The sequence below is a fragment of the Arthrobacter sp. 05N33_2 genome, from assembly GCF_056397425.1.
On record NZ_JBFTNJ010000027.1, the window covers coordinates 1 to 25,133 of the forward strand.

The following is a 25,133-nucleotide window of genomic DNA, read 5'->3' on the forward strand; positions in this document are numbered from 1 at the left end:
GCACAACCTTCTGCTGGTTGCCGCCGGAGAGCTTTGCGACGCCTTCCTCCACGGAGGGCGTCTTGGTCCGCAGCGACTTCCGGTATTCCTCCGCGACGGCGTATTCCTTGTTGGCGTCCACCACGAAGTTCTTGCTGATCTTGCGCAGGTTTGCCGAGACCGTGGTGGCTTTGATGTCGTCCAGCAGGTTCAGGCCCAGGGACTTGCGGTCCTCGGTGACGTAGCCGAGCCCGGCGTCGATCGCCTGGCGGACGTTCTTGAGCTGCAGTTCCTTGCCGTCTTTGTAGACATGGCCCGAGATGAAGCGGCCGTACGAGCGCCCGAACACGGACCGGGCCAGTTCGGTGCGTCCGGCCCCCATCAGGCCCGCGAACCCGACGATCTCGCCGCGGCGGACGAAGAAGCTGGAGTTCTTGCAGACCAGGCGGTCCTGGATCTGCGGGTGCCCGACGTTCCAGTTCTTCACCTCGAAGAGGACATCGCCGATCTTCGGCTCGTGGTCCGGGAACCGGGATTCCAGGGTCCGGCCCACCATGCCCTTGATGATGCGGTCCTCGTCGACGCCGTCGGCCTTGACGTTSAGSGTCTCGATYGACTTGCCGTCGCGGATGATSGTGATSTMATCSGCGATCTGYTCGATCTCGTTGAGCTTGTGSGAAATGATGATCGAGGTGATTCCGCGGCCCTTGAGGCCCAGCATGAGGTCCAGCAGGTGCTGGGAGTCGGACTCGTTCAGCGCCGCCGTGGGCTCGTCCAGGATCAGGAGCTTGACCGACTTGTTCAGGGCCTTGGCGATCTCGACCAGCTGCTGCTTGCCGACGCCGATCTCCTTGATGGGGGTCTCCGGGTCCTCGCGTAGCCCCACCCGGGCCAGCAGTTCGGTGGACCGGGTCCGGGCCTCGGCCCAGTCGATCACGCCGCGCTTGGTGGGCTCGTTGCCGAGGAAGATGTTCTCCATGATCGACAGTTCGGGGATGAGCGCGAGTTCCTGGTGGATGATCACGATGCCGGCGTGCTCGCTGGCCCTGATGTCCTTGAACTCCTGGACTTCGTTCTGGTAAACGATGTCCCCGGTGTACGTGCCGTAGGGGTACACGCCCGAGAGCACCTTCATCAGGGTCGATTTACCGGCGCCGTTCTCACCGCAGATGGCGTGGATCTCGCCGGCCTTCACCCGCAGGCTCACATCGGCCAAAGCTTTAACGCCGGGGAACTCCTTGGTGATGGAGCGCATCTCGAGGATTAGCGGATCACTGTGCGTGTTGAGGGACGTCATCTGCCCTTACGCCTCCAATGCATGACTTCGTTGTCCGCCCCTGCAAACCGCAGGGCCGTCTGATGGAAAAGTAAACTGGATCACAGCCCTTGTCGTCAAGTCTTTAACGCAACAGGCACATAACGAAATGGTTAGTTTCGCCGGATTCCGGCGTGCTGGAAGACCAAAGCCGTGGCCCCGAGGGCCTCGGCCCGGTCGCCCAGGGACGACATCGTGAGGGTGGTTGTCTCGCCAATGACCGGCACCGCGTGGCGGATCAGGCCGCGCCGGATCGGGTCCAGCAGCAGCTGGCCAAGGCCCGCCAGCGGGCCGCCGACCACAATGACCTCGGGGTTGATCAGGTTCGCCACGTTGCCCAGCGCGCGCCCGACGGCGAGCCCGGCGTCGTCCACGACACGGAGCGTGGCGGAGTCCTTCTCCAGGGCCTTGCGCACGATGTCCCCAGGCGAGAGCGGCCGGTCCTCGCCGCGGCTCAGGAGCTCGATCATGGTGGTGGTGGAGGCGATGGTTTCCAGGCAGCCGCGGTTCCCGCAGCGGCAGATCAGTCCGTGCTCGTGGATGGTGGCATGGCCGATTTCGCCGGTGATGCCCACGTTGCCGTAGTACGGGACACCGTTGAGGATCAGTCCCGCGCCGATGCCCGAGCCGATCTTGAGGAACATCAGGTTGCTGATGCCGCTGTGCGGCCCCCAGGTGACCTCGGAGAGGGCGCCCAGGTTGGCGTCGTTGTCCACGAAGACGGGGAGTTCCAGCGCTTCTTCGAGGCGTTTGAGGATGTTGATGCCCACCCATTCGGGCAGGATCGCGCCTTGCGCCACGGTGCCTGTGCGGCGGTCGATCGGGCCGGGAATTCCGACGCCGGCACCCACCAGGGCGCTGCGTTCCACACCGCTGTCCGTGAGCAGCCGGTCCAGCACGCCGACGGCGGCCTGGATGCCTTCCTCGGCGTGATGGCCCAGGGGCAGCAGGACCGACTCTTCGGCGATCACGTGGTAACTCAGCGAGGCCAGCACGACGCGCAGGTGGCGCCGGCCGAAGTCGATTCCGACGGCGACGGCTCCGTTGCTGTTGAGCCGGACGTTCAGAGCGCGCCGCCCGGAACTGGTGATCGGTTCAGTCGAGGCCAGCCCGGCGTCCTGCATGATTTTGACGATGTTCGAGACCGTGGCTGTCGAAAGCCCGGTCTGGCGGGCCAGTTCCGCCTGCGTGGATGGGCCCGCGAGGAGGCATTCGATGATCCGCTGCTGGTTCAAATGCCGGAGGGCGGACTGCGATCCGGGGTTCTTGGTTCGGCTCCTCGTTGAGCGCGTTGGTGAGGGCATGCTATGAAGCGTGACGCATTCGCGCCTTGTAGTCAAGAAGTTAACGCAACGATAACGGCCGCGCCGGTCGAATGTCGGGGAGAGGGCGGTCAGCACCCGCCGTCTCCGCGGCAAGGACGTTCTGCCCCGCCGGCACGCTGGCCGGGTGGAATTGCACCACACCCCGCGTTCCGGGCCACGGCTACTCTGGTCGGGAGAACCCGCCGCGACCCGCGGAGGCGTCCGGAAACGTGAGGTGGTAATGGTGCTGCTGGCCCTGATGCAGGCGAACTCCGCCGTGCTGGACATCGAGGCGAACTGCGCCGCGGTGGAGGCCGCGGCGCGCAATGCGTCCGCCGCGGGCGCGCAGCTGCTGGTGACCCCGGAGCTCTTCCCCGTGGGCTACGCGCCGCGGCGGCTGCGGGAGGCGTTCGATCCCGGCAGGTTGCCCGCGCTCCGGGAAGCCCTGGCCGGCATCGCGCGGCGCAACAACATCGCCCTGGTCTACAGCCTGCCCACGCTGACGCCGGCCGGCGGGTGGCACATTTCCGCCACCCTGGTCGACGAGGCGGGCGAGGAGCTGCTCAGTTACGACAAGGTGCACCTGTTCGGCCCGGACGAGCGGGCGGCGTTCACGCCCGCCGCGGCTGCCCCCGGCGTCGTGGATTTCCACGGGCACAAAACGGCGCTGGTCATCTGCTACGACATCGAGTTTCCCGAGTCGGCGCGGGCGGCCGCCCTGCGCGGCGCGGACCTGCTGCTGGTGCCGACGGCACTCGCCGGCGGAYTCGACGTCGTGCCGCAGGTGCTGATCCGGGCCCGCGCCCTGGAGAACCAGCTGACGGTCGCCTACGCCAATCACACGGGTTCGGAGGATGACAGCGACTTCCGCGGCGGCAGCATCGTCGCGGGCCCGGACGGCTCGGTCCTGGCCGCGGCCGGGGCCGGGCCGGAACTGTTGTTTGCCGAGCTGGGTGAGACCGGCCGTGCCGCGGCAGACGGCATCGAGGACGCCGTGGACTACCTGCGCGACCGCCGCCCGGAGGTCTACCGCTCCTGGGGAGTCTGACCGGCAGCCGACGCCTGACCTGCGCTGGCCGGTGCACTGGACGCCTGACCTGCGGTGGCCGGGGTGGGCGGCTCAGGCTCGGCCTGGTACTGCAGGGCGATCCAGAGTTCCGCGCGCGCCTGGGCCTGGTTGAGGTCTAAGCCCAGCAGCTCAGCGATGATGCCGATCTGCCGGCGGACGCTGTTTCGATGCAGTCCCGTGGCCTTTGCCGTGGCGTCCCAGCTTCCGTTTTCGCCCAGCCAGGCCCGCAGGATGCCGAGCAGGCTGTCGCGGCGCTCCGGCTCGAGGGCGAGCAGGGGCGCCAGCAGATGGCCCGCCAGCAGGGTGCCGGCAGCCGGTCCCAGCAGGCCGGCCACCGACCACGTCACGTCATCCGCCCGGACGCTCCGGCGGCTCGTGAGAACGCGGTTGCGCAGTGAAGCGGCGTGCCGGTAAGCCTCCGGCAGGTTCGCGAAATCGGTGCCGCTGCCGATCACCAGGCGCCAGCCGAGCCGCTCCACTTCGGCGAGCAGAGCGTCGTCGACCTTTAACCGGGTAATGGCGGCAAAGCCGTACTCGGTGAGCTCCACGAGCTTTGTGTCGAACAGCCGCCGCCACTCCAGCAACGCCCGCACCGGAGCCTCACCCGGTCCGCCCGGGGTCCGGGAGCTGTCCGGGGCGGCGTCAATCCGGAGACCCTGCACGACCCGCAGCTGGCCGGACCGGGTGGAGGAGATGCTTTGGGCCAGCAGGTCCTTGAACCCGTTGACATGCCGTGCGGATCCCGAGGCCACGCTCTCCGGGTGGAGCAGCAGCGCCGTGGCCAGCTGGCTCGGGGCCAGGGAGCCGCTGATGCGCTGGCGGACCAGCAGTTCCAGCAGCCCGACCGCGGTGGAGACAACGCTGTTCTGGGCCGGGGTCAGCGGGGCGTCCGTGCCGAGGATGAGCGCGCCGAGGTTGGCGTCCCGGGTGCTGCGCAGCGGATACCCGAAGACGAGGGACGAGCCCGCGGCGTCGAACGAATCCATCTCGACCCGCGGACCGCTGCCGGCGAGCAGCCTGGCCAGCAGCGGCTGCAGGTCGGCGGAGTCAACTCCCGGCACGGTGCCGGCAGCGGCGCCGGCGGCCCGCGGACCGGGGGAGGGGCCCGAACCGCGGGCGCGCACCCGCCCGTCGGCGCCGACCAGCACGGCCCAAACCGGGACGCGCTGGACCAGGGCCGCGAGGAGTTCGTGCTCGGGGCGCGCGGACAAGACCGCGCGCATGAGCTGCCGGCTGGTGTCGGCCAACTGGCGGAAGGTCTTGGCGTTGTCCGACTCCAGGAGCCGGGAGAATTCCAGTCCCAGCGCGGCGAACGGGAGGCTCTCCGGGATGGCGACCAGGGTCAGGTTGTGCTGCCGGCAGGCCCGCACCACGGCATCGGGCACGGCGTTGAAGTACGGTTCCAGGCCAAAGCCCAGGGCGCCCACGCGGGCCTGGACCAGGCGCCGCACGTAAGCGTCCACCGCCTCCTCGCTGCCGCCCCCGCCCACGAACGGCAGGCCGGCCGTGAGCAGGAACTCGCCGTCGAGCAGGTAGGGGGTGGGATCTTCCAGTTCGCTGGGCTCCACCCAGCGCAGGCGCTCCTGGCCGTTGCCGCCGTCGTGCACGACGGCCAGTGCCGGCAACTGGCCCAGGAACTGCGCCAGAGTGACGAAGCCGAGCCGCTCCGGGTCCTCAGCAGCCACGGCCGCGGCCCCTGTGCCGGCCGCCCGGCCGGCGGAGTCCAAGTGCATTAAGTCTCATGAGTGAAGACTACAGGTCGTTTTGCACAACCTTGAGAGGTGGCTCACACGCCTAGGGTTGGTTCGGGAAACCGACCACTACTGAAGATAAGGACGTCAATGATGACTGTGCCAACTCTGATCGGCGAACGCCCGCCGGCGGAAGCCGGCCGTCCCGGTCTCACCGCCCAGCTCCTGCGCCGCAAGCCGATCGGACAGCTGGTCCGCGAGGCCGAGACCGGACACGGCGGCACGCGGCTGGTCCGCAGCTTCGGTGTCCTGCAGCTGACCATGATCAGCGTCGGCGCCACCCTGGGCACCGGCATCCTGGTCATCCTGGGCCAATCGGTGCCGCTCGCCGGCCCGGCCATCTGGATCTCCTTCGCCATCGCCGGCTTCGCCGCCCTGCTCTCCGCCGTGTCCTACGCGGAGATGGCCGGCCTGGTCCCTGCCGCCGGTTCCAGCTACTCCTACACCTATGCCACCATGGGCGAGGGCATGGCCTGGATCTGCGGCTGGTGCCTGGTGCTCGAATACGCCGTCTCCGTGGCCGCCGTCGCGGTCGGTGCGGGCCAGTATGTCAACGAGGCCCTGGCGGTCTTCGGCCTGGAACTCCCGGACGCCATCTCGCAACCGCCGGGAGCCGGCGGCGTGCTGAACGTGCCCGCAATCGTGATTGTCGCCCTGGCCACCGTGCTGTTGGTCCGCGGCGCCAAGGAGAGCGCCTGGATCAACACGGCGATCGTCCTGGTCAAGGTCGGCATCCTGCTGTTCTTCTGCGCCGTGGCCTTCACCGCCTTCAACGGCGGACACTTCGAACCTCTCATGCCGATGGGCGCCGCCGGCGTCTCCGCCGCAGCCTCCCGGGTCTTCTTCTCCTACATCGGCTTCGATGCCGCCTCCACGGCCGGCGAGGAGGCCCGGAATCCCAAGCGCGACCTCCCGCGGGCCATCCTGCTCTCCATGCTGATCGTCACCAGCATCTATGTGCTTGTGGCCGTCGCTGCCATCGGCGCGCGCCCCTGGGGCTGGTTCGACGGCACCGAGGCGGCCCTCGTGAAGATCCTTGAGGAAATCACCGGCCAGCCGTGGGTTGGCGTGGTGTTCGCCGTCGGCGCCGTGCTCGCCATCGCCAGCATCGTGCTGACCGTGCTTTACGGGCAGACCCGGATACTGCTTTCGATGTCGCGCGACGGCCTGGTGCCCAAGGTCTTCGGCCGGATCTCGGCCCGGACCGGCACGCCGGCTGCCGGAACCCTGATCGTGGGCACCGCCGTCGCACTGACCGCCGGCCTGGTGCCGCTCGGTGCCCTCGCGGACGCGACCAGCATCGGTACCCTGTTCGCCTTCGCCCTGGTGAACGTGGCAGTCATCTACCTGCGGCGGACCCGGCCCGAACTCACTCGCAGCTTCCGCGTCCCGCTCTTTCCGCTGACACCGGTTCTCGGCGCCCTCATGTGCGCTTACCTCATGGCCAACCTCGGCGCCGAGACCTGGGCGGTGTTCGGGGCCTGGATGCTCGTTGGCTGTGCCGCCTACTTCGGCTACGGCCGGAAGAACTCCAGGGTGGCTGCGCTGAGCCACGAGGACTACCTTGACCTATCAAGCCGCCACCCTGACAACACCACCACACACCAGGAAATGAAGGCAGAGATCTCATGACCATCGCCACCGAACTTCCGGCTCCCGAACCCGCTGCTGGGGCCGCTGCTGAAGCGGGCGCGGCGCCCATCACCATGCTGAATCCGGACTTCCCGTTCAGCTACGACCACTATCTCGCCCACCCGGAGGGCCTGGGATCGGTGCCGCCCGAGCTTTACGGGACCGAGGTCGCCGTCGTCGGTGCCGGACTGTCCGGACTGGTCACCGCGTATGAGCTCATGAAGATGGGCCTGCGGCCCGTGGTCTACGAGGCCGACAGGATCGGCGGCCGGCTGCGGACCGCCAGTTTCCCGTCCGCGCCGGGGATCGTGGCGGACCTCGGCGGAATGCGTTTCCCGGAATCCGGCAAGGCCTTCTACCACTACGTGGACCTGCTCGGGCTGCAGACCCGGGCCTTCCCCAATCCGCTGGCGCCGGCGACCTCCAGCACGGTGATCGAGCTCGCGGGCCAGAAATACTATGCCGAGACCGCCGCGGACCTGCCGCCGTTCTTCCGTGAGGTGGCGGACGCGTGGAAGGCTGCCGTGAACGACGGCGCCGCGTTCGCCGAGATGCAGGACGCCATCCGCGCCCGGGACACAGCCCGGATCAAGGACCTCTGGAACGCGCTGCTCCCGCAGCTGGACGAGCAGACGTTCTACGGCTTCATCGCCGGCAGCGACTCCTTCAAGGAAGCCGGATTCGCCCACCGCGAGGCCTTCGGGCAGGTGGGGTTCGGCACGGGCGGCTGGGATACCGACTTCCCCAACTCGATCCTCGAAATCCTTCGCGTGGTCTACACCGACGCCGATGACCGGCACCGGCTCATCGACGGCGGCGCGCAGCGGCTCCCCGAGGCACTGTGGGAGCACGCGCCGTCGGGCATGGCCCACTGGCCGGACGGCACCTCGCTGGCCTCGCTGCACGCAGGCGCGCCGCGCGGCGCCGTGGACCGCATCGCCCGCGACGGCGGCGGCGACTTCCGGATCCGGGAACGCTGGGGTCGCGAATCCGCCTACCCGGCGGTGGTGACCACCTGCCAGTCATGGCTGCTCTCGACCAGGATCCACACGGACGAGGCCCTGTTCCCCGCCGAACTGTGGACGGCGATCGAGCGCTCCCACTACATGCAGTCCTCCAAGACCTTCGTCATGGTGGACCGGCCGTTCTGGAAGGACATCGACCCGGCCACCGGCCGCGAAGTCCTGTCCATGACGCTGACCGACCGGTTGAACCGTGCCACCTACCTGCTGGACAACGGCCCGGACCAGCCGGCCGTGATCCTGCTGTCCTACACCTGGAACGACGACGCGCTGAAGTGGCTCTCGCTCACCGCGGAGGAACGGGCGGAGCTCATGTTGCACTCGCTGCAGCAGATCTACCCCGGGGTGGATATCGCCAGCCACATCGTGGGGCAGCCGATCACGGTCTCCTGGGAGGCCGACCCGAACTTCATGGGCGCCTTCAAGGCCAACCTGCCGGGACACTACCGCTACCAGCAGCGGCTCTTCACGCACTTCAAACAGGACGGGCTGCCGGCCGAACAGCGCGGGATCTTCCTCGCCGGCGACGACGTCTCCTTCACCGCGGGCTGGGCTGAGGGAGCCGTCACCACCGGGCTCAACGCCGTCTGGGGCGTGGTCAACCACCTCGGTGGCTCCACCCCGGCCGGGAATCCCGGACCGGGCGAGCTGCTCTCCGAGCTCGGGCCGATCGCCCTGGACTGAGCGGCGCCGGCCCCGGCGCACTGCTCCTCAGGCGCTGTGAAGTTCGCGGTGCGCGCGTGCCAGTTCCTGATAGTGGGCGGCGTTGTGCTGGACACCGGCGAACTCCTCGTCGCTGAGCTCGCGCCGGACCTTGGCCGGAACGCCGGCCACCAGCGAGCGGGGCGGGATGACGGTGCCCTCCAGCACCACGGCACCGGCGGCGATGAGGGACCCGGCGCCGATCACGGCCCCGTTGAGGATGGTGGCGCTCATGCCGATCAGGCAGTCGTCCTCAACGGTGCAGCCGTGGACCACGGCGCTGTGGCCGACGCTGACCCGCGCACCGACGGTGCAGGGGAAGCCGGGGTCCGCGTGCAGCACCACGTTGTCCTGCAGGTTGCTGCCGGCGCCTACGGTGATGGCGGCGGTATCGGCGCGGACGCTGACACCGTAGAAGGCGCTCGAGTTCTCGGCCAGGGTGGCGTTGCCGATCACGGACGCCGTGGGCGCGACGAAGGCGGAGTCATGGACGGCCGGAGTGGTACCGGCGAATGCGTAGAGGGGAGCCATGCCTCCAGCCTAGGACACGCCCAATCCCCGTTGAGCTATCAGTTGTGGTTGCCATGGGCGCGGTTTAACCACCACAAGTGATAGCTCAACGGGAAAAGGAGTGTCAGGCGGGGGAGCGGAGCACCGTGAAGCCCTCGCCGCCCCACTCGCTCTCGCCACGCCACTCGCTCTCGCCGCGCGGGTCGGCCGAGGTGTGCGGGTCGCCTGAGCTGCGCGGGTCGGGTGCGGGGAGTACGACGGCGATCGGCGCGCCCGGTTCCGCCACCCGCCCGAGTTCGCGGACGACGTCGTCCCACTGTTCCGCGGGCAGGCCCGCCAGGGCGTCCACCGCCCACACTGAGGCAAACGCGGCATCGGCGAACGGCAGGGAGACCGGTCCGGCCACGGAGGCTTCCAGCCCGTGGGATCGGGCGATGTGGATGTTCTCCTCGGACTGGTCGACACCGGTGAAATGGATGCCGGACTGCACAAAGTGCAGCCCGTCGGCGCCCGGGCCGCAATCCAGGCCCAGCACGCCGTGCCGGCCCTCGTTCTTCAACAGCGCCACAAACGATTCGAGCCGGTCCCTGCGGGAGGATTCCATAGCTCCAGTTAATGACCGCTTCTAGTTAAAGACAACCGTCCGGTTGCCGTCGAGCAGGACGCGGTGCTCGGCATGCCACTGCACGGCCTGGGCGAGGGTCCGGCCCTCCACGTCGCGGCCCATCTGGACGAACTGCTCCGCGGTGCGCCGGTGGTCCACGCGGATGACTTCCTGCTCGATGATGGGCCCCTCATCCAGGGCCGCCGTGACGTAGTGCGCCGTGGCGCCGATGAGCTTCACGCCGCGGGCATGCGCCTGGTGGTAGGGCTTGGCACCCTTGAAGGAGGGCAGGAACGAGTGGTGGATGTTGATGGCCTTGCCCGTCAGCTCGGTGCAGAGCTCGTCCGAGATGATCTGCATGTACCGGGCCAGGACGGTGAGCTCGATGTCGTGTTCCTTCATCAGGACCCGGAGGGCGTCCTCCGCCTGGACCTTGGTGTCCGGGGTGACCGGGATGTGGTGGAACGGGATGCCGTAGAACTCCGCCAAACCCTCGAGGTCGCGGTGGTTGGACACGATGGCCGGAATGTCGATCGGCAGGGTTCCGGAGCGCTGCAGGAACAGCAGGTCGTTCAGGCAGTGGGCGGACGTGCTGGCCATCAGCAGGGTGCGGACCTTCCGGCCTGCGGGGTTGAGGCTCCACTGCATCCCGAAGGCCTGCGCCACGGGTTCCAGCGCCGCCCGCAGCTCCGCCTGGGACGCCGCCGTCGTCGCCTCGACCCGCATGAAAAAGGTGCCCGTACCCTGGCTGCCGTATTGCTGGGAATCTGTAATATTGCAGCCCGCCACCAGGAGGGCCCCGGCGACGGCGTGCACGATGCCCGGCCGGTCAGGGCAGGAGAGAGTCAGGATGTAGGAGGCAGTCAGGTTCTCATCAGTCACGAGGAACAGCCTACCTGCGCTTCAAGGGCAGTTTTGAAAGGGTTTTGGTAGTGTTAACCCGTCGCAACTGGCGTTGGATGGCTAACCATCAGGGAGCGGCACTCACGAAGACCACGGATCGTACGCCTGGGCCGAGGGTCATGTCTTACCGGTCGGCAGCATCACCGCTGCCGCACCGTTGCTGGTGCCCGCGCGGGGTGCCGGCCGCCGCTGTCGCGGCCCGCTGTCAAGGGGCCCGTAATCAAGGGGCGGCGCAACGGGCCAGCCGGTAGCCTGACCAATAGCCGTACCCGTTGCCAACCAGGAGTTCCTCGTGACTACTACCACCGCCACCTCAGCCGCCGTGAGCAACCAGCCGCTGGCCGAACTCGACCCTGAAATCGCCGCCGTCCTTGCCCAGGAACTTGGCCGCCAGCGCGGCACCCTGGAAATGATCGCTTCCGAGAACTTCGCCCCGCGCGCCGTGATGGAAGCCCAGGGCTCCGTCCTGACCAACAAGTACGCCGAGGGCTACCCGGGACGCCGCTACTACGGCGGATGTGAATACGTCGACGTCGCCGAGCAGCTCGCGATCGACCGCGTCAAGGAACTGTTCGGCGCCGAATATGCCAACGTGCAGCCGCACTCCGGCGCGCAGGCCAACGCCGCCGCGCTCGCCGCCATGATCACCCCGGGCGACAAGATCCTGGGCCTGTCCCTGGCCCACGGCGGGCACCTCACCCACGGCATGAAGCTGAACTTCTCCGGAAAGCTCTACAACGTCGCCGCCTACCAGGTCGAGGAAGATGACTTCCGGATCGACATGGACAAGCTGCGCGAGCAGGCCATCGCCGAAAAGCCCCAGGTGATCATCGCCGGCTGGTCCGCCTACCCGCGGCACCTCGATTTCGCTGCCTTCCGTTCGATCGCCGACGAGGTCGGCGCCCTGCTCTGGACCGACATGGCGCACTTTGCCGGCCTCGTCGCCGCCGGACTGCACCCGAGCCCGGTGCCGTACTCCGACGTCGTGACCTCCACCGTGCACAAGACGCTGTCCGGTCCCCGCTCCGGCGTGATCCTGGCCAAGCAGGAGTGGGCCAAGAAGCTTAACTCCGCCGTGTTCCCCGGCCAGCAGGGCGGCCCGCTCATGCACGTGATCGCGGCGAAGGCCGTGGCCTTCAAGATCGCCGGCACCGAGGAATTCAAGGAGCGCCAGGAGCGTGTGCTCGAAGGCGCCAAGATCATCGCCGAGCGCCTCTGCCAGGCCGACGTCGCCGGCGCGGGCGTCTCGGTCCTGACCGGTGGCACCGACGTGCACCTGGTCCTGGTGGACTTGCGCGACTCCCAGCTGGACGGCCAGCAGGCCGAGGACCTCCTGCACTCGATCGGCATCACCGTCAACCGCAACGCGGTGCCGTTCGACCCCCGCCCGCCGATGGTCACCTCCGGCCTGCGCATCGGCACACCGGCCCTGGCCACCCGCGGCTTCGGCGCCGAGGAATTCACCGAGGTGGCGGACATCATCGCCACGGCGCTGAAGTCCGGAGCTGCCACGGAGATCGAACCCCTGCAGGCCCGCGTGGACAAGCTCGCCGCCGATTTCCCGCTGTACCCGCAGCACGAGCAGTGGTAGGCCATGACTTCTTCGCACACCGCAAAAACGGCTGAAACTGCACGGATCCTTGACGGCAAGGCCACCGCCGCCGCCATCAAGGCCGAGCTGACCGAGCGCGTGGCCGTGCTCAAGGCCCAGGGCATCACGCCCGGGCTGGGCACCATCCTGGTGGGCTCCGATCCCGGCAGCACCTGGTACGTCGGCGGCAAGCACAAGGACTGCGCCGAGGTGGGCATTACCTCCATCCGCCGCGACCTGCCGGAAGAGACCAGCCAGGACGAACTCCTGGCCGTGGTCCGCGAGCTCAACGAGAACCCGGAATGCACCGGCTACATCGTCCAGCTGCCCCTGCCCAAACACATCGACCAGGACGTCATCCTGGAGGCCATGGATCCCGAGAAGGACGCCGACGGCCTGCACCCGATGAACCTGGGCCGGCTCGTGGCCAACGTCAGCGGACCCATGAAATCCCCGCTGCCGTGCACGCCCAAGGGCTGCGTGGAGCTGCTGACCCGGCACGGGATCGACCTGAACGGCAAACGCGTCCTCGTGGTGGGCCGCGGCGTCACCATCGGCCGTCCCGTGGGTCTGCTGCTGACCCGCAAGGACGTCAATGCCACGGTCATCCTGGCCCACACCGGAACGGTGGACCTGCCGGCAGAACTGCGGCAGGCCGACGTCGTGATTGCCGCCGCCGGGCAGCCGCACATGATCAAGGCCGCGGACCTCAAGCCCGGGGCGATCGTGCTCGACGTCGGTGTCAGCCGGGTCGATGACGGCAGCGGCAAGGCAGTGGTCACCGGCGACGTGGACCCCGCTGCGGCCGACGTCGCCGCCTGGCTCTCGCCGAACCCCGGGGGAGTGGGGCCCATGACCCGCGCCATGCTGCTCGCCAACGTGGTGGAAACCGCGGAACGCCAATGGGTAGAGAAAAACCGCTGAGCAGAGGAACGCCGCCCGGGGCCCGCCTAAGGCTCCCGCGGTGGTTGGGCCGGCTTTCGGCGGGCCCAACCACCGCAGGATTCCGCACGTTCTACCGCCTGCCGGCATAACGGAACGGATACGTCAGGAGTTTTTACGAAAAGACTCTTTCATAGTTTGCGGGGATCCACTACCGTAGTGCGGGTGTCCGAACTTGCCTCTAAAGAATCACGCGCGAGCAGCCCCTCCGACGCCGCTCTCCCATACGTCATCACCGCCGAGAACCTGACCAAACGTTACGGCGACGTCACCGCCGTCGACGGCATTTCCTTCCGCGTTCCCGCCGGGGAAGCGTTCGGCCTGCTGGGCCCCAACGGCGCCGGCAAGTCCACCACGATGAAGATGATCGGCGGGGTCTCGCAACGCACCTCCGGCAGCCTGAATATCATGGGCCTGGACCCCGAACAGCACGGGCCGGAGGTCCGCGCCCACCTGGGCGTCGTGCCGCAGCAGGACAACCTGGACGAGGAACTGAAAGTCCGGGACAACCTGCTGGTCTACGGCCGCTATTTCGGCCTGCCCATGAGCTACCTCAAGCCCAAGGCCGACGAGCTGCTGGAATTCGCCCAGCTCACCGACAAGGCCAACTCCAAGGTCGATGCCCTCTCCGGCGGCATGAAGCGGCGCCTGACAATCGCCCGCTCGCTCATCAACGAGCCCCGGATCCTGCTGCTGGACGAGCCGACGACCGGCCTTGACCCGCAGGCCCGGCACATCCTCTGGGACCGGCTGTTCCGGCTCAAGGAACAGGGCGTCACCCTGATCCTCACCACGCACTACATGGACGAGGCCGAGCAGCTGTGCGACCGGCTGATTGTGGTGGACAAGGGCAGGATCATGGCCGAGGGATCGCCGGCCAGCCTGATCCGCGAATACTCCACCCGCGAGGTCCTGGAACTGCGCTTCGGCTCGGAGCGCAACGCGAGCGTCGGCGCGGAGCTGGGCGGCATCGGCGAACGCGTGGAAACCCTGCCGGACCGGGTGCTCATCTACGCCCACGACGGCGAGGCCGCCCTGGAGCAGGTCACCGCCCGCGGCCTGCGTCCGGTCACCTCACTGGTCCGCCGCTCCTCACTCGAAGACGTCTTCCTGCGCCTGACCGGCAGGAGCCTCGTTGACTAAGAAAGAGCAGCTGACTAAGCCAATTCAGGCAGCGGGAACGACGGCGGGCGCCGCGGCGGCGGGGACGGCCCTGCGCGCGCACTCGCCGGAAGTCTCGGCCGCCCGTGCCCGCCGCTGGGGCGCGTTCTACTACGCCGAACAGGTCCTGCGGGTCATGAAGGGCTACGGCTGGACCATCGTGATGTACGGGGTGGGACAGCCGGTGGCCTACCTGTTCGCGATGGGCGTTGGCCTGGCCACCCTGGTCGAGGCCAACGGCGCCGGCGTCTTCGGCGGGGTCAGCTACCTGACGTTCATCGCGCCGGCCCTGCTGATCTCGGCCGCCGTCATGACGGCTGCCAACGAGTTCACCTTCCCCGTGATGGACGGCTTCAAGTGGCGGCGCGTCTACTACGGCCCGCACGCCTCACCGCTGACTCCCGAGCAGATCGCCGGCGGCCAGATCATCGCCGTGACGGTGCGCTTCCTGCTGCAGTCGGCCATCTACTTCGCCGTCGTCGCGCTCTTCGGCGCCTCGCCCGGCGCCTGGGGCTGGGTGTCGATCCTCATCGCCACCCTCGCCGGCCTGTCCTTCGGCCTGCCGCTCATGGCCTACGCGGCCACCATCCAGCACGACAAGGGCCAGTTCGCCATGGTCATGCGGTTCATCGTCATGCCGTTGTTCCTGTTCTCCGGCACGTTCTTCCCGCTGGACACGCTCCCGCTCGCAGTCCGCTGGATCGGCTGGATCTCACCGATCTGGCACGGAACCGAGCTTGGCCGCGTGGTCAGCTACGGGTACGAGGAAGAGCCGTGGCTCACCGTCGTCCACGTCCTCTTCCTGCTGGGCCTGGCGGCTGCCGGCTGGATCCTGACCAAACGCCAGTTCGCCAAAAGGATGGCCTCATGAGCGTCCTGACCGGAAGTTTCAACACAGGGGACCACAGCGTCACCGAAGCCGCGCGCCGCCGCCGCTTCGGGCCCATCTACTCCCGCAACGTCCGCGCCGTCGTTGCCCGCGGGCTCATGGCCACCAAGAGCAGCAACTGGATGGTCATGGTCTCCGGGTTCTTCGAACCCGTGCTGTACCTGATCTCCATGGGCGTGGGCCTGGGCGCCATTGTCGGGTCGGTCCAGGGCCCGGGCGGGCAGGAAATCAGCTAYGCCGCGTACATCGCGCCGGCGCTGCTGGCCGTGTCCGCCATGAACGGCGCCGTCTACGACTCCACGTGGAACGTCTTTTTCAAGATGAACTTCGCCAAGCTGTACCAGGGCATGCTCTACACCTCGCTGGGGCCGCTGGATGTCGCCATGGGCGAAATCTTCCTCGCCCTGCTGCGCGGGGCCATGTACGCGACCGGCTTCACGGCCGTCATGGGCCTGATGGGCCTCATCACCACGCCGTGGGCCATCCTGATGATCCCGGCCTCGGTACTGATCGCCTTCGGCTTCGCGAGCTTCGGCATGGGGATCACGAGCTACATGAAGACGTTCCAGCAAATGGACTGGATCAACTTCGTCATGCTGCCCATGTTCCTCTTCAGTGCCACGTTCTACCCGCTCAGCGTCTACCCGCAGTCCATCCAGTGGCTGATCCAGGCCATGCCGCTGTGGCACGGCGTGGAACTGCTGCGCCAGATCAGCGTGGGGGTGTTCACCCCGGCCACCGCCGTGCACATCGGCTACTACCTCGTCATGATTGCCCTCGGCGTCCTGCTCACCACGAGCCGGCTGCGCAAACTGTTCCTCAAGTAGCCGTCCTTCCAAAAAGGAGACCCCATGATCGGAAAATGGCAGGCCCTCGTCATCGACTGCGAGGACCCGGACAAGCTCGCCGGCTTTTACCAGGAGCTGCTGGGGATGATCCGGGTGCAGGAGGACGAGGAATGGATTTCGATCGGCGACGCCGCCGACCGTCCCGCCGTCGCCTTCCAGCGGGTGGAACGGCTGGTCCGCCCGCAGTGGCCCGACGCCGAGCACCCGCAGCAGATGCACGTGGACGTGCTCGTCGGGGACCTCGACGCCGCCGAAGCCGAGGTGCTCCGGCTCGGCGCCACCAGCCTCGACGCCGGTACGGAAACCTTCCGGGTCTACACGGACCCCAGCGGCCACCCGTTCTGCCTTGTCCTGACCTAAACGCCGGTCCTGACCTAAACGCCGGTCCTGACCTAAACGCTGGTTCTGACCTAAACGCTGGTCCTGACCCAGGCCGGGCGCGGGGGCGGCGTTCGCCCGGGGTGGAAGCGGAACGGGCGGCCGGCCCCGTTTGCGATAATGGGCTCATGCAATCTCTGGGTAGCTCCTCGACCACGTCCAACGACACAACGGCCCGCGGCCGGTTCTCCATGTTCCGCATCAGCGGGCCGGGGCTGCTGGTCTTCATCATCGCKTTCSTGGTGGCCGTGATCTTCGCKGCCAACCAKAACGACGTCGTSGGCTGGATCGTGGCGATCATCGCCGGCTTCTGGCTGGCGCTGGCCTCCTTCGTCGTGTTCAGCATCCAGAAGGCCGCCAAGAAGGCCGGGGCCAGGCTGACCGAGGCCCAGAACGCGTTCAACGCCGCAGCGGGCCGGCCGCCGGCTGCGGGCAGCGCGGACCACGGCGGAACCCGCGTGGTGAGCGAAAGCCGCGCAGCGGACAGCGTCCGCGACATGAAGCTGGACCACTCCTTCAAGATTGTCCAGGTCCAGGTCCGGGTGGTCGAGCAGGAGCGGGCGAAGGGCGAGGCGGCGGACCGCGACACGATCAGCCGCGCCCTGGAGACCATCGAGATCACCGCCACCAACGCGCGGGACATGATCAAATCCCCGGGCGGCGATGACGCTCCCGTCAGCGGAACCATCATCGACTAGAGTGGATCGGGTGAGCTCGGCATTGAAGAAGGACCACCTTCGCATCGCGTCAGTCAACGTCAACGGCCTCCGTGCCGCCTACAAGAAGGGCATGGCGGAGTGGCTTGAGCCGCGCGAGGTGGACATCCTGTGCCTCCAGGAGGTCCGCGCGCCGGACGCGATCGTCGAGGAACTGCTCGGCGAGGGCTGGTACATTCTCCACGCCGAGGCCGAGGCCAAGGGCCGGGCCGGCGTTGCCATTGCCTCCCGGGAAGAGCCCCTGGCCACCCGGGTGGGGATCGGCGATGACTTCTTCGCCACGGCCGGACGCTGGGTCGAGGCGGACTACATCGTGCGGGACGCGGACGGGCAGGCCTCACAGCTGAGCGTCGTGAGCGCCTACGTGCACTCGGGCGAGGCCGGCACTCCCAAGCAGGACGACAAATTCCGTTTCCTCGACGTCATGGTCCAGCGGCTGCCCGAACTCGCCAAGCACAGTGACCACGCGCTGGTGGTGGGCGACCTCAACGTCGGCCACACGGAGCTGGACATCAGGAACTGGAAGGGCAACGTCAAACGTGCCGGTTTCCTGCCGGAAGAGCGGGCCTATTTTGACCGCTTCTTCGGCGAGGAAATCGGCTGGAAGGATGTTCACAGGGGCCTGGCGGGTAACGTCGACGGCCCCTACACTTGGTGGTCGCAACGGGGCCAGGCCTTCGACAACGACACCGGCTGGCGCATCGATTACCACATGGCCACGCCCGCTCTCGCTGCTGCCGCAGTGTCAGCCGTTGTTGACCGGGCAGCGTCCTGGGACACACGCTTCTCCGACCACGCCCCGCTGGTAGTGGACTACCGGCTCTAGTCTTAAGGCTTCCACGAATGACCACCACTTCAACTGCGACCACTGTGGCCCAGGCCGGCGTCGCCCCCGACGCTCAGACTGCCACCGCGAAGGACGCCTCTGCGGCCACCGCGGCCCGGCACCGCATCCTCTCCGGCATGCAGCCCTCCGCCGACTCCCTGCACCTTGGCAACTACCTCGGCGCCCTCGTGAACTGGGTCCGGATGCAGGACGAGTACGACGCCGTCTTCTTCATCCCGGACCTGCACGCGATCACCGTTCCGCAGGATCCTGCCGAGCTGGCGCACCGCACCCGGGTCACCGCCGCGCAGTACATTGCCGGCGGCGTCGACGTCGACAAGTGCACGCTCTTCGTCCAGTCCCAGGTGCCCGAGCACGCCCAGCTGGCGTGGGTCCTGAACTGCATCACTGGCTTCGGCGAGGCGTCCCGGATGACCCAGTTCAAGGACAAGGCGCACAAACAGGGTTCCGACCACGCCAGCGTCGGGCTGTTCACCTACCCCATCCTGCAGGCAGCCGACATCCTGCTGTACCAGCCGCACGGTGTCCCCGTCGGCGAGGACCAGCGCCAGCACGTGGAACTCAGCCGTGACCTGGCCCAGCGGTTCAACTCCCGCTTCGGCGACACGTTCACAGTGCCGCAGCCCTTCATCCAGAAGGAATCCGCGAAGATCTACGATCTGCAGCACCCCACCGCCAAGATGTCCAAGTCTGCGGAGTCGCCGGCAGGGCTGATCAACCTGCTGGACGAGCCCAAGGTCACGGCCAAGCGGATCAAGTCCGCCGTGACCGACACGGAGACCGAGATCCGGTTCGACCGGGAGGCGAAGCCGGGGGTGTCCAACCTGCTGACCATCTACTCCTCGATCACCGGGCAAAGCGTCGACGCCCTCGTCACCGCCTATGAGGGAAAGATGTACGGCCACCTGAAGGCGGACCTCGCTGAGGTGGTCACGGAGCACCTGACCCCGATCCGGAACCGGGCCAAGGAGCTGCTGGACGATCCCGCGGAGCTGGACCGGCTGCTGGGCCTCGGCGCGGACAAGGCCCGGGAGATTGCCTCGGTGACCCTGCGCGACGTCTACGCCAAGGTGGGTTTCCTGCCCTATGCCGGCGCCCAGGGAGTCCGCTAGGTCAATGTCCTCCGTCAGCAAAGTCACCGCGAAAGCCGCCACGTCGAACGGACAGCGCAGCGAAGGCATCAGCATCGGTGTGATCCTGAGATTCCCGGCGGACATCGCTGAGGAGCTCCAGCGCTGGCGGGCATCCTTCGGGGACCCCATGGCCGCCGTCGTCCCGGCCCACATCACGCTGGTCACCACCACCATGACGAAGGACTGGGCCGCGACCCAGCGCCATGTCCGGGACGTGGCACGGCGGCAGCAGCCCTTCACTGTGACCATCGCAGGGACCGGGTCTTTCCGGCCGGTGTCCCCGGTGGTCTTCCTGAACGTAGAGGACGGCTTCGGGGACTGCGTGAACCTGCACCGCCAGCTGCAGTCCGGCCCCCTGGAGCGGGAACTGCCGTTCGGCTACCACCCGCACGTCACCGTGGCCCACGATGTTGCCCCGGAAAGCCTCGACGAGGCCGAAACGGTCCTGAAGGATTACAGGGCCACGTTTCCTGTGGCTAGCATGGGACTTTACGAGCACGATGACAACGGCATCTGGCAGCTACGGGAAGAGCTTGATTTTGGGACCAAACCTGACCACGACAGAGGCCCGGACGGCACCGCAGRCGCCCGATRAGCCGCCGCTYCCCACCRATCTGGCCGGGCTGAAACTGGAAGTCATCCGCAAGAGGGTCGAATGGGGCCGGACCCGGCGCTCCGGCGGCGGCATGGTCGCGTCCCTGATCGCGATGATGAACTGGCTCTTGGCCCGGCTGAACATGCTGCTGCCCCTGCGCGCATACTCGCACTACCTGCGTCAGCGTGGCCCGCTGTTGAGTGCCGGCATCGGCTTCCGGATGTTTTTCTCCATCACGGGCCTGTTGGCCACTGGCTTGTCCTTGGCCGGCCTCGTGCTCAGCGACCACCCGGCCCTGCTGGACCAGGTCATCAGGAGTGTGGCCGCCGCCGCGCCGGGCCTGTTGCAGGTCGACGGCAGCGAGGGGCTGGTTGACCCCTATGCGCTGCTGAACCCCACCAGCCTGGGTTGGGCCGCCGGGATCGCCGCCGTGGTGACGGTGTTCACGTCCCTGGGCTGGATCAGCGGCATCCGCGACGGTATGCGGAGCATGATGCAGCTCGGCCCTTTGGTGATGAATCCGATCCTGCAGATACTCAAGGACGTCGGCACGCTGCTGCTGATGGGGCTGGCCCTGGTAGTCAGTTCCGCCGCCTCGCTGATCTTCGGCACGGCCGCCGGATGGGTTACCGGGCAGCTGGGCCTCGAACCGATAGTCGCCGGGCCGCTGACGACCTCCGTCACGATCCTCGTCCCGCTGCTGCTCGGCTGGGGCACCGCCGTGATCATGTACCGGGTGGCCGCCGGGCTGAAGCCAGCCCGGCGCTCCCTGCTGGAAGGGACCACTCTCGCCGCGGTGGGCACCACCATCCTGCAGATCTTCAGCACCCAGCTGCTGGCCAGCGCGGGCAAGAACCCCATTCTGGCGCCCTTCGCCATCATCATCGGCCTGCTGATCTGGTTCAACCTGGTCAGCCAGGTCTACGTGATCTGCGCCGCGTGGGTGGCGATCCGGGAAGAGGACCTCAAGGCCGGGCCCGCCGCCGCGACCACCGGCTGGGGTGCCCGGCGCGTCCAGCCGGGTAAAACCCCGGTAGAGCCGCGGGTCCGCCGCAGGCCGCTGGCCGCCGCGTTCAGGCGTCGAGGTACTGGTCGGCCCACGCCGAAATAATCTTCGCCGCACGGGCCGCCTGGCCTTTGCCGGTCAGGAGATGGTCGCTGCCCTCCAGCGAGACGAAGCTGCGCGGGTGGCGTGCCGTCTGGAAGATGGTGCTGGCGTTTTCGATCCCGACCGTATTGTCGGTGGGGGAGTGCAGCACCATGAGCGGCTTGTGCAGCTGCCGGATGCAGTCCGTCAGGTCCGCGTTCTCGAGGTCCTCGACGAAGTGCCGGCGGATCTCCACCCGCTTGCCGCCGAGGTCCACCTCGGCGCTTCCCTCGCTCAGGATCCGGTCCAGGGCCGCGTCAAAGACGTGGGCCACGTGCTTGGGGGAGAAGGGGGCACCCACGGTGGCCACGGCCCTAAGCTCCGGGATCTGCCGCGCGGCGGACAGGACGGCCGCGCCGCCAAACGAGTGGCCCACCAGCAGGGAAACCCGGCGGTCTGAGTCCCGCATGAATTCGGCGGCCTTGACGGTGTCGGCCACCTTGTGGCTGAAGGACCCCTCCGACCACATTCCCGCCGACTCTCCGAGCCCCACGTTGTCGAACCGGAGCATGCCCACGCCGTTGTCCGCCAGGGCCTTGCACATCCGCGACGCCGAGGGGCTGTCCTTGCCCAGGGTGAAGCCGTGCGAGAACACACCCCAGCCCTTGACCGGGCCCTCCGGCAGGTCCAGCACGCCGGAGAGCCGCTCGCCGGTGGAACCCAGGAACGAGACTTTTTCTGAGTGGGACAAAGTGTCCCCTTTCGTGTGAGGGCGAATCATTGAGGGCGGAAACGACGGCGGCGCCCCCACCCGGAAGGTGAGAGGCGCCGTCGTCGGTAACTACTGAAGGTGAAGCCGGTAATGCGGGCCGGTGGAACCGGTCCTTAGACCTTGCGGGACAGGATGGCCTGCTTGACCTCGGCGATTGCCTGCGTGACCTGGATGCCGCGGGGGCATGCTTCGGTGCAGTTGAAGGTGGTGCGGCAGCGCCACACGCCTTCCTTGTCGTTGAGGATCTCCAGGCGCATGTCGCCGGCGTCATCACGGGAATCGAAGATGAAGCGGTGCGCGTTGACGATCGCCGCCGGGCCGAAGTACTGCCCGTCGGTCCAGAACACCGGGCAGGACGAGGTGCACGCGGCGCACAGGATGCACTTGGTGGTGTCATCGAACCGCTCACGGTCCTCGGCCGACTGCAGGCGTTCCTTGGTGGGCTCGTGGCCACGGTTGATCAGGAAGGGCATGACTTCGCGGAAGGACTGGAAGAACGGCTCCATGTCCACGATCAGGTCCTTCTCCACCGGCAGGCCCTTGATGGGCTCGACCGTGATGGGCTTGGACGTGTCCAGGTCCTTCAGCAGGGTCTTGCAGGCGAGGCGGTTGCGGCCGTTGATGCGCATGGCATCGGAGCCGCAGACGCCGTGGGCGCAGGACCGGCGGAAGGAGACGCTGCCGTCCATCTCCCACTTGATCTTGTGCAGGGCGTCCAGGACACGGTCGGTGCCGTACATGGTGACCTTGAAGTCATCCCACGTGGCGTCCTCGGAGACCTCGGGGTTGTAGCGGCGAACGCGCAGGGTGACGTCGAAGGACGGGATTTCCCCGCCCCCGCCGACGCCGGCGGGCAGTTCGATCTTGGATGCTGGCTCAGCGAGTTCAGCGCTCATCTTAGTACTTCCTCACCATCGGCTCGTAGCGCGTAAAGACCACCGGTTTGGTGGCAAGCCGGATGCCGGCAATCGACTCGGCGGAACCGTCCGCCGGGGCGTGGTCATCCTTGTACGCCATGGAGTGCTTCATGAATTTTTCGTCGTCGCGCTCGGGGAAGTCCTCGCGGAAGTGGCCGCCGCGGGATTCCTCGCGGTGCAGGGCCGCCACGGTCATGACCTTGGCGAGCTCGAGCAGGAAGCCCAGCTCCACGGCCTCGAGCAGGTCCAGGTTGAAGCGCTTGCCCTTGTCCTGGACGCTGATGCGCTGGTACCGCTCCTCGAAGGAAGCAATGTCCTTCAGGACCTGGTTCAGCGTGTCGGCGGTGCGGAACACCTGCATGTTGGCGTCCATGGTGTCCTGCAGTTCCTTGCGGATCGCAGCGACCTTCTCGGTGCCGTCAGAGGTGCGGACGTGGTCCAGCAGGTTCAGCGTGTAGGCCTCCGGGTCAACGGGGAGCTCCACGAACTCGGCGGTCTTGGCATACTCGGCGGCGGCGATACCGGCGCGCTTGCCGAACACGTTGATGTCCAGCAGCGAGTTGGTGCCCAGACGGTTGGAGCCGTGGACGGAGACGCAGGCGACCTCGCCGGCGGCGTAGAGGCCCGGGACCACCGTGTCGTTGTCCTGGAGGACCTCGGCGCTGATGTTCGTGGGGATGCCGCCCATGGCGTAGTGGGYCGTCGGGAACACCGGAACCGGCTCCGTGTACGGCTCCACGCCCAGGTAGGTGCGGGCGAACTCGGTGATGTCCGGCAGCTTGGCATCGATGTGCGCAGGCTCAAGGTGCGTCAGGTCCAGGAGGACGTAGTCCTTGTTCGGGCCGCAGCCGCGTCCCTCACGGACTTCGTTGGCCATGGAGCGGGCCACGATGTCGCGCGGGGCGAGGTCCTTGATGGTGGGCGCGTAGCGCTCCATGAAGCGTTCACCCTCGGAGTTGCGCAGGATCGCGCCTTCGCCGCGGGCGGCCTCGGAGAGCAGGATGCCCAGGCCGGCCAGGCCGGTCGGGTGGAACTGGAAGAATTCCATGTCCTCCAGGGGGATGCCCCGGCGGAACGCGATGCCCATGCCGTCACCGGTCAGGGTGTGGGCGTTGGAGGTGGTCTTGAAGACCTTGCCGGCGCCGCCGGAGGCGAACACCACGGACTTGGCCTGGAAGACGTGCAGCTCGCCGGAGGCGAGGTCGTAGGACACGACGCCGGCCACGCGCTTCTGCTTGTACGGCGTGCCGTCCTCGCGGACAGCGTCCTCTTCGACGGTCAGCAGGTCCAGGACGTAGTACTCGTTGTAGAACTCGACGTTGTGCTTGACGCAGTTCTGGTACAGGGTCTGCAGGATCATGTGGCCGGTGCGGTCGGCGGCGTAGCAGGCGCGGCGGACCGGTGCCTTGCCGTGATCGCGGGTGTGGCCACCGAAGCGGCGCTGGTCAATGCGGCCCTCGGGCGTGCGGTTGAACGGCAGGCCCATCTTTTCCAGGTCCAGGACGGCGTCGATCGCTTCCTTCGCCATGACCTCGGCGGCGTCCTGGTCAACCAGGTAGTCGCCGCCCTTGATGGTGTCGAAGGTGTGCCACTCCCAGTTGTCTTCCTCGACGTTGGCCAGGGCTGCACACATGCCGCCCTGCGCCGCGCCGGTGTGGGACCGCGTGGGGTAGAGCTTGGTCAGTACTGCTGTTCGGGCGCGCTGACCTGATTCGATCGCCGCGCGCATCCCGGCGCCACCGGCACCGACGATCACGACGTCGTACTTATGGACCTGCATACCAGACGCTCTTTCTCTCAAAATTCGCTATAAACCACCGGCAGGCCGCGCCTGCCCGGTGAAGTCTCGTGCAATCTGCGCCTGCGTTCGGCAGGCAAGATCAGTTGCCGTGACGGACCGCGGATTCCTGCCCGGACGGGCTGGTGTCCGCGGCGGTTCCGCCGCTACGGCTGAGTCGTATCGGCTGCGCCCTAAGGCGCGGGGCAGAAACCGCCGGGAAGCTGGACGCCGTTGGCCACGGGGCACGGATTGAACGTGAAGATGACCAGGGTGCCCAGGATGATGATGACCGTGGTGGCCGCATAGAGCACAATCTTCAGCCAAAGGCGCGTTGCGTCCTTCTCGGCGTAGTCATTGATGATCGTGCGGACGCCGTTGGTGCCGTGCAGCATGGCGAGCCACAGCATGGCCAGGTCCCAGAACTGCCAGAACGGGTCGGCCCACTTGCCGGCCACAAAGCCGAAGTCGATCGCGTGGATGCCCTCGCCGACCAGCAGGTTCACCGTCAGGTGGCCGAAGATCAGCACCACCAGCACGACGCCGGAGAGGCGCATGAAGAGCCAGGCGAGCATCTCGAAGTTGCCCTTGGAACCGCCAGTGCGGCGGTACTTGGGCTGGATCTTTCCACTACCGGGTTTTCCACTACCGGGTTTTCCGCTGCGCGGACTCTGAATGGTTGCAGTCAT

General features: G+C 67.4%; 24 protein-coding genes. 14 read left to right on the forward strand and 10 right to left on the reverse strand.

What is annotated here, in order from left to right:
• Both AC1DHX_RS12350 and AC1DHX_RS12355 read right to left on the reverse strand, forming a co-directional pair.
• A partial coding sequence (locus AC1DHX_RS12350) for an ATP-binding cassette domain-containing protein (RefSeq protein ID WP_476900077.1) occupies window positions 1-1,276 on the reverse strand: 1,276 nt, incomplete at its 3' end.
• A 131-nt stretch (window positions 1,277-1,407) separates the two neighbouring features.
• Window positions 1,408-2,598, reverse strand: coding sequence for an ROK family transcriptional regulator (locus tag AC1DHX_RS12355; RefSeq protein ID WP_028277321.1), 1,191 nt, complete (start codon window positions 2,596-2,598; stop codon window positions 1,408-1,410).
• A gap of 241 nt (window positions 2,599-2,839) precedes the next feature.
• On the opposite strand from AC1DHX_RS12355, the gene AC1DHX_RS12360 reads away from it, so the two are divergent.
• Window positions 2,840-3,646, forward strand: a complete 807-nt coding sequence (locus tag AC1DHX_RS12360; RefSeq protein WP_476900078.1) for a nitrilase-related carbon-nitrogen hydrolase — start codon at window positions 2,840-2,842, stop codon at window positions 3,644-3,646.
• Here AC1DHX_RS12360 and AC1DHX_RS12365 read toward each other — a convergent pair.
• A complete protein-coding gene (locus tag AC1DHX_RS12365; protein WP_476859174.1) occupies window positions 3,625-5,400 on the reverse strand; it encodes a PucR family transcriptional regulator in 1,776 nt (591 codons plus the stop codon). The two genes, AC1DHX_RS12360 and AC1DHX_RS12365, sit on opposite strands and share 22 nt — an antisense overlap.
• A 111-nt stretch (window positions 5,401-5,511) precedes the next feature.
• Here AC1DHX_RS12365 and AC1DHX_RS12370 point away from each other — a divergent pair, with 111 nt between their 5' ends.
• Window positions 5,512-7,050 carry an amino acid permease gene (locus AC1DHX_RS12370; protein WP_476849128.1) on the forward strand — a complete coding sequence of 513 codons (1,539 nt, stop codon included), beginning with the start codon at window positions 5,512-5,514 and terminating at the stop codon, window positions 7,048-7,050.
• The gene (locus AC1DHX_RS12375; RefSeq protein ID WP_476859173.1) at window positions 7,047-8,756 is read left to right on the forward strand and encodes a flavin monoamine oxidase family protein; all 1,710 of its coding nucleotides are present in this window, start codon (window positions 7,047-7,049) and stop codon (window positions 8,754-8,756) included. The genes AC1DHX_RS12370 and AC1DHX_RS12375 overlap by 4 nt, the downstream gene beginning before the upstream one ends.
• Before the next feature lie 27 nt (window positions 8,757-8,783).
• Here the strand turns inward: AC1DHX_RS12375 and AC1DHX_RS12380 are convergent, their stop codons facing one another.
• From AC1DHX_RS12380 to purU, 3 genes are all read right to left on the reverse strand, one after another.
• Complete coding sequence (locus AC1DHX_RS12380; protein WP_223914204.1) at window positions 8,784-9,305, reverse strand: gamma carbonic anhydrase family protein; 522 nt, start codon at window positions 9,303-9,305, stop codon at window positions 8,784-8,786.
• 103 nt (window positions 9,306-9,408) lie between these two features.
• Window positions 9,409-9,888: a methyltransferase domain-containing protein gene (locus AC1DHX_RS12385; protein WP_476859172.1), complete on the reverse strand. Its 480-nt coding sequence runs from the start codon at window positions 9,886-9,888 to the stop codon at window positions 9,409-9,411.
• Window positions 9,889-9,909: 21 nt separating this feature from the next.
• Window positions 9,910-10,770, reverse strand: coding sequence for a formyltetrahydrofolate deformylase (gene purU / locus AC1DHX_RS12390; RefSeq protein ID WP_476859171.1), 861 nt, complete (start codon window positions 10,768-10,770; stop codon window positions 9,910-9,912).
• Between the two features lie 313 nt (window positions 10,771-11,083).
• Between purU and glyA the strand changes: the two genes are divergently transcribed.
• From glyA to AC1DHX_RS12445, 11 genes are all read left to right on the forward strand, one after another.
• Window positions 11,084-12,382 (forward strand): serine hydroxymethyltransferase, encoded by a 1,299-nt coding sequence (gene glyA, locus AC1DHX_RS12395; protein ID WP_476859170.1) that lies wholly within the window; start codon window positions 11,084-11,086, stop codon window positions 12,380-12,382.
• 3 nt (window positions 12,383-12,385) lie between these two features.
• Window positions 12,386-13,306: a bifunctional methylenetetrahydrofolate dehydrogenase/methenyltetrahydrofolate cyclohydrolase gene (locus AC1DHX_RS12400; protein ID WP_476859169.1), complete on the forward strand. Its 921-nt coding sequence runs from the start codon at window positions 12,386-12,388 to the stop codon at window positions 13,304-13,306.
• Window positions 13,307-13,489: 183 nt separating this feature from the next.
• Complete coding sequence (locus AC1DHX_RS12405) at window positions 13,490-14,467, forward strand: ABC transporter ATP-binding protein (protein WP_043436284.1); 978 nt, start codon at window positions 13,490-13,492, stop codon at window positions 14,465-14,467.
• Between the two features lie 10 nt (window positions 14,468-14,477).
• Window positions 14,478-15,356: an ABC transporter permease gene (locus AC1DHX_RS12410; RefSeq protein ID WP_476856646.1), complete on the forward strand. Its 879-nt coding sequence runs from the start codon at window positions 14,478-14,480 to the stop codon at window positions 15,354-15,356.
• On the forward strand, window positions 15,353-16,201 hold the full coding sequence (locus tag AC1DHX_RS12415) for an ABC transporter permease (protein ID WP_079553256.1): 849 nt from the start codon (window positions 15,353-15,355) through the stop codon (window positions 16,199-16,201). Before AC1DHX_RS12410 ends, AC1DHX_RS12415 begins: the two co-directional genes overlap by 4 nt.
• A gap of 24 nt (window positions 16,202-16,225) precedes the next feature.
• Window positions 16,226-16,582, forward strand: a complete 357-nt coding sequence (locus AC1DHX_RS12420; protein ID WP_230009984.1) for a VOC family protein — start codon at window positions 16,226-16,228, stop codon at window positions 16,580-16,582.
• 146 nt (window positions 16,583-16,728) lie between these two features.
• On the forward strand, window positions 16,729-17,298 hold the full coding sequence (locus AC1DHX_RS12425; RefSeq protein WP_476900079.1) for a hypothetical protein: 570 nt from the start codon (window positions 16,729-16,731) through the stop codon (window positions 17,296-17,298).
• Between the two features lie 10 nt (window positions 17,299-17,308).
• Window positions 17,309-18,142: an exodeoxyribonuclease III gene (locus AC1DHX_RS12430; protein ID WP_476859167.1), complete on the forward strand. Its 834-nt coding sequence runs from the start codon at window positions 17,309-17,311 to the stop codon at window positions 18,140-18,142.
• Between the two features lie 17 nt (window positions 18,143-18,159).
• Window positions 18,160-19,275 (forward strand): tryptophan--tRNA ligase, encoded by a 1,116-nt coding sequence (trpS, locus tag AC1DHX_RS12435; RefSeq protein WP_476859166.1) that lies wholly within the window; start codon window positions 18,160-18,162, stop codon window positions 19,273-19,275.
• A 4-nt stretch (window positions 19,276-19,279) separates the two neighbouring features.
• The gene (locus AC1DHX_RS12440; protein WP_476900085.1) at window positions 19,280-19,891 is read left to right on the forward strand and encodes a 2'-5' RNA ligase family protein; all 612 of its coding nucleotides are present in this window, start codon (window positions 19,280-19,282) and stop codon (window positions 19,889-19,891) included.
• Window positions 19,836-21,002 carry a YihY/virulence factor BrkB family protein gene (locus AC1DHX_RS12445; protein WP_476900080.1) on the forward strand — a complete coding sequence of 389 codons (1,167 nt, stop codon included), beginning with the start codon at window positions 19,836-19,838 and terminating at the stop codon, window positions 21,000-21,002. Before AC1DHX_RS12440 ends, AC1DHX_RS12445 begins: the two co-directional genes overlap by 56 nt.
• Here AC1DHX_RS12445 and AC1DHX_RS12450 read toward each other — a convergent pair.
• The 4 genes from AC1DHX_RS12450 to AC1DHX_RS12465 all read right to left on the reverse strand — a co-directional run bounded on the left by AC1DHX_RS12450 (window position 20,965) and on the right by AC1DHX_RS12465 (window position 25,133).
• Window positions 20,965-21,729, reverse strand: coding sequence for an alpha/beta hydrolase family protein (locus AC1DHX_RS12450; protein ID WP_079553244.1), 765 nt, complete (start codon window positions 21,727-21,729; stop codon window positions 20,965-20,967). The genes AC1DHX_RS12445 and AC1DHX_RS12450 overlap by 38 nt on opposite strands.
• Window positions 21,730-21,863: 134 nt before the next feature.
• Entirely contained in the window at window positions 21,864-22,646 is a 783-nt protein-coding gene (locus AC1DHX_RS12455) for a succinate dehydrogenase iron-sulfur subunit (protein WP_026537821.1), read from the reverse strand.
• 1 nt (window position 22,647) lies between these two features.
• Entirely contained in the window at window positions 22,648-24,447 is a 1,800-nt protein-coding gene (sdhA, locus tag AC1DHX_RS12460) for a succinate dehydrogenase flavoprotein subunit (protein ID WP_476900081.1), read from the reverse strand.
• A 191-nt stretch (window positions 24,448-24,638) separates the two neighbouring features.
• The gene (locus tag AC1DHX_RS12465) at window positions 24,639-25,133 is read right to left on the reverse strand and encodes a succinate dehydrogenase hydrophobic membrane anchor subunit (RefSeq protein ID WP_476859163.1); all 495 of its coding nucleotides are present in this window, start codon (window positions 25,131-25,133) and stop codon (window positions 24,639-24,641) included.

What these genes read in the sequence shown, in the direction of transcription:
- AC1DHX_RS12355 (WP_028277321.1), bottom strand. Translation starts at nt 2,598, where the DNA reads ATGCCCTCACCAACGCGCTCAACGAGGAGCCGAACCAAGAACCCCGGA.
- AC1DHX_RS12365 (WP_476859174.1), bottom strand. Translation starts at nt 5,400, where the DNA reads ATGCACTTGGACTCCGCCGGCCGGGCGGCCGGCACAGGGGCCGCGGCC.
- AC1DHX_RS12370 (WP_476849128.1), top strand. Translation starts at nt 5,512, where the DNA reads ATGACTGTGCCAACTCTGATCGGCGAACGCCCGCCGGCGGAAGCCGGC.
- AC1DHX_RS12375 (WP_476859173.1), top strand. Translation starts at nt 7,047, where the DNA reads ATGACCATCGCCACCGAACTTCCGGCTCCCGAACCCGCTGCTGGGGCC.
- AC1DHX_RS12380 (WP_223914204.1), bottom strand. Translation starts at nt 9,305, where the DNA reads ATGGCTCCCCTCTACGCATTCGCCGGTACCACTCCGGCCGTCCATGAC.
- AC1DHX_RS12385 (WP_476859172.1), bottom strand. Translation starts at nt 9,888, where the DNA reads ATGGAATCCTCCCGCAGGGACCGGCTCGAATCGTTTGTGGCGCTGTTG.
- AC1DHX_RS12400 (WP_476859169.1), top strand. Translation starts at nt 12,386, where the DNA reads ATGACTTCTTCGCACACCGCAAAAACGGCTGAAACTGCACGGATCCTT.
- AC1DHX_RS12420 (WP_230009984.1), top strand. Translation starts at nt 16,226, where the DNA reads ATGATCGGAAAATGGCAGGCCCTCGTCATCGACTGCGAGGACCCGGAC.
- trpS (WP_476859166.1), top strand. Translation starts at nt 18,160, where the DNA reads ATGACCACCACTTCAACTGCGACCACTGTGGCCCAGGCCGGCGTCGCC.
- AC1DHX_RS12455 (WP_026537821.1), bottom strand. Translation starts at nt 22,646, where the DNA reads ATGAGCGCTGAACTCGCTGAGCCAGCATCCAAGATCGAACTGCCCGCC.
- AC1DHX_RS12465 (WP_476859163.1), bottom strand. Translation starts at nt 25,133, where the DNA reads ATGACTGCAACCATTCAGAGTCCGCGCAGCGGAAAACCCGGTAGTGGA.